Source organism: Mesorhizobium sp. M1A.F.Ca.IN.020.06.1.1 (assembly GCF_004023265.1).
In the GTDB taxonomy this organism is placed as follows: Bacteria; Pseudomonadota; Alphaproteobacteria; order Rhizobiales; family Rhizobiaceae; genus Mesorhizobium.
The window spans coordinates 1-3,423 of the sequence record NZ_RZSR01000665.1; the positions used below are offsets into that span (position 1 = coordinate 1).

Sequence of the window (3,423 nt, forward strand, 5' to 3'; positions counted from 1 at the left end):
GCTCAGGGCCGACCACTTCATCCATCTGCGCTGCGAGGTCTCGGCGCCGGACTGCCTCGAGGCCTTCGCCAATTTCGAGACCGACGACAGGGTGAAGCTCGCCTCGCTGATGGACCACGCGCCGGGCCAGCGCCAGTTCGTCGATCTCGAGACCTACGCCTATTACTACCAGCGCAAGCTGAAGCTGACCGACCGCGACTTCCAGAAATTCTGCGAGAAGCGTATGGCGGAATCGGCCAAGAATTCCGGGCCGAACCGCGTCTTCATTTCCGCCGCCTGCCGCGAGCGCGGCATCGTGCTTGCCAGCCACGACGATGCGACGGCCGGCCATGTCGACGAGGCGGTGGAGCAGGGCGTGCGCGTTGCCGAATTCCCGACCACCGAGGAGGCGGCGAGGGCCTCGAAGGCGGCAGGCCTCGGCGTGCTGATGGGCGCGCCCAACGTCATGCGCGGCTCCTCGCATTCGGGCAATGTGTCGGCGCGCTCGCTTGCCGGCGACGGTTTGCTCGACATCCTGTCGTCCGACTATATCCCCTTCGGCCTGATCCAGTCCGCCTTCTTCCTCGGCGATGTCGTGGAAGGCATTTCGCTGCCGCAGGCGGTCGCCATGGTCTCGAAGAACCCGGCGGAAGCGGTCGGCCTTAGCGATCGCGGTGTCATCGAGCCCGGCCGGCGCGCCGACCTCGTGCGCGTGCGCGTCGACCAGCATGTGCCGGTCGTGCGCAACGTCTGGCGTCAGGGCAGGCGCGTCGCATGATGGTTTCTGCGCTGATCGAACGCGAGCTCACCGAGACGCTTCCGATCCGCAACGGCGTGTTCGTCGTGGTGGTCGGGCCGAGCGGCGCCGGCAAGGACACGGTGATCGGCTACGCCAAGGCGCATTTTGCCGGCGAGACGGGGCTGGAGTTCGTCCGCCGCGTCATCACCCGTCCGAGCGACTCCGCCAGCGAGGACCACGATACGCTGGCCGACGCCGCCTTCGCCGAGGCGGAAGCGGACGGCGCCTTCGTCATCTGCTGGGACGCGCACGGCCTGCGCTATGGCCTGCCGGCCGATGTCGATTGGGCGATCGCCAATGGTCATGTCGCCGTTGCCAACGTTTCCCGTGCCGTCATCCCGGCGCTGCGTGAGCGCTATGCCAACCTGGCGGTGGTCGAGATCACCGCTGCGCCGGAGATCCTCGCCGAGCGGCTGGCGGCGCGCGGCCGTGAATCGCGCGGCGAGGTGCTGGCGCGTCTGGCGCGCAGCACCAGCGTGACGCTTTCCGGGCTGGATGTCACCTCCATCGACAACAGCGGCGCCAGAGAGATCGCCGGCGACCGTTTCGCCGAGGTGCTGCGCAAGGCGATGGCGTTTTCGGACCTTTCGGACATGATCTGAGGTGTATTGATTCAGGTGATGCCGGCTTGCGAGTGGGAGGTTGGGCCGAGACTTGTTGATGTCGGCGCCAACGTCCAAAAAATGTGTGCAGCACGCGAAGTTGAAATCTGCCCCGCTGCCTGCCGAGATCGGACGAGGGAAGCTACTCCGCCGGCGCGCCGGCGACGTTCCGGCGCGACGCCTCCATCATCCGGCGCCGGGCGCGGAACACACCCCACTGCTGGTCGACCAGCACGCCGATCAGGATCACGCCGCCCATCACCGCGAAGTTCAGGGAGGACGGGATGCCGAGCAGATTGACGAGGTTTTGCAGTTCCTGCAGCAGCACGGTGCCGAGGATGACGCCTACGAGCGAGCCCTCGCCCCCGCGCAGCGAGAAGCCGCCGAGCACCGCCGCGGCGATGGCGTAGAGCTCATAGAACTGGCCGTGGCTCGCCGGCGAGATCGAGCGCGTGTACATGGCGAAGTAGATCGCCGACAGCGCCGTCAGCACACCGCAGATCACGTATGCCGCGATCACCACGCGTCCGGTGCGGATGCCCGAATACTTCGCCGCTTCCTCATTCTTGCCGATGGCATAGAGATAGCGCCCGAACACCGAGCGGTGCAGCACCACCCACATGACGATGGCGATCACGATCAGCGCGATGAAGGAATTCGGCAACCCGCCGGAGCGGCCGGCGGTCAGGAATTCGAGATCCGGGAAATTCTGGCCGAAAGCGAAGCCCGCCGTGCCGTCGGCGGTGTAGAAACGGGCGACGCCGCGGTAGATCAGCAGGCCGCAAAGCGTCACCACGAAGGGCTGCATCTTGAGCCGCGTGATCAGCCAGCCATGCACGAAGCCGATGATGGCGCCGAGCACGATGATCAGCACGAAGGCCAACGGCCAGTCCATCTCGCGCACGGCGATGAAGTCGATGAACAGCGTGCCGAGCAGCGCGATCAGCGAACCGACCGAAAGCTCGATGCCGCCGGTGATGATGACGAAGGCCTGGCCGATCGAAAGGATGCCGAACAGCGCGACCAGGTTGGAGGTGTTCGCGAGATTGATCGTCGACAGGAAGCGCGGATTTATAGCCGTGACCACCGCGCCGACCACCAGGATCAGGACCAGCAGGCCGAGGTCTTTCTTGCTCATTGCGCTCCTCCCGCGGCTTGCGCCAGCTTCGGCTTCTTGCCCACCGCCAGCAACAGCACGTTCTCCTGGCTGAAATCGTCCCGGTCGAGGATGCCGGAGATCTGCCCCTCATGCATGACCGCGATGCGGTCCGAGACGCCGATCACCTCTTCCATGTCGCTGGAGATCATCAGCACCGCGACGCCGGCATCGGCCAGCGCCCGCATCAGCGCGTAGATCTCGGCCTTGGCGCCGATATCGATGCCGCGCGTCGGCTCGTCGAGGATCATCACCTTGGGGTTCATCGCCAGCCATTTGGCCAGAACCACCTTCTGCTGGTTGCCGCCGGACAGCGTGCCGGTGCGGGTCAGGACCGATGGCGCCTTGATGCCGAGATCCTTCTTCTGCTTCTCGGCGGTGGCGAGCTCCGCGCTGGTCGACACCAGCGAGCGCTTCGCATGCGCCGGCATATTGGGCAGCGAAATGTTTTGCGCGATCGAGAGGTCGAGCAGGATGCCGGTCAGCTTGCGGTCTTCGGGTACCAGGAAGATGCCGCTCGCCACCGCATCGGCGGCCGATCCGACATTGAGCGCCTTGCCGTCCAGCGCGACACTGCCGCCGAGCCGCTCGTCGATGCCGAACAGGACGCGCGCGAGCTCCGTGCGGCCGGAGCCGACCAGCCCGGCAAGGCCGAGGATTTCGCCGCGCCGAAGCTCCAGGTCGACCGGGTGGTCGGGATAGGCGCTGGTGCGCACCGCTGTCGCCGAGAGTGCGACGCCGCCCGGCGCGCGACCCGCCTCCGCGGCTTTCTCGCGCTCCTTCAGCATGCGCCCGATCATCAGCTTGACCATCTGGTCGTGATTGATGTCGCTCTTCGGCAGCGTGCCGGCCAGCATGCCGTCGCGCAGCACCACGACGCGGTCGGC

The 3,423-nt window shown here is 66.4% G+C and carries 4 protein-coding genes; 2 read left to right on the forward strand and 2 right to left on the reverse strand.

Features of this window, described 5'->3' with window-relative positions:
- Positions 1–757: alpha-D-ribose 1-methylphosphonate 5-triphosphate diphosphatase (locus tag EOA60_RS24595; protein WP_128312032.1), on the forward strand; the 757-nt coding region annotated here is incomplete at its 5' end.
- Complete coding sequence (gene phnN / locus EOA60_RS24600; protein ID WP_164748510.1) at positions 754–1,380, forward strand: phosphonate metabolism protein/1,5-bisphosphokinase (PRPP-forming) PhnN; 627 nt, start codon at positions 754–756, stop codon at positions 1,378–1,380. The genes EOA60_RS24595 and phnN, both read left to right, overlap by 4 nt.
- 142 nt (positions 1,381–1,522) lie before the next feature.
- Here phnN and EOA60_RS24605 read toward each other — a convergent pair whose 3' ends face one another.
- Positions 1,523–2,518: an ABC transporter permease gene (locus EOA60_RS24605; RefSeq protein WP_067323934.1), complete on the reverse strand. Its 996-nt coding sequence runs from the start codon at positions 2,516–2,518 to the stop codon at positions 1,523–1,525.
- The coding region (locus tag EOA60_RS24610; protein WP_164899507.1) for a sugar ABC transporter ATP-binding protein at positions 2,515–3,423 on the reverse strand (909 nt) is incomplete at its 5' end. The genes EOA60_RS24610 and EOA60_RS24605, both read right to left, overlap by 4 nt.

What these genes read in the sequence shown, in the direction of transcription:
- EOA60_RS24605 (WP_067323934.1), bottom strand. Translation starts at nt 2,518, where the DNA reads ATGAGCAAGAAAGACCTCGGCCTGCTGGTCCTGATCCTGGTGGTCGGC.
- phnN (WP_164748510.1), top strand. Translation starts at nt 754, where the DNA reads ATGATGGTTTCTGCGCTGATCGAACGCGAGCTCACCGAGACGCTTCCG.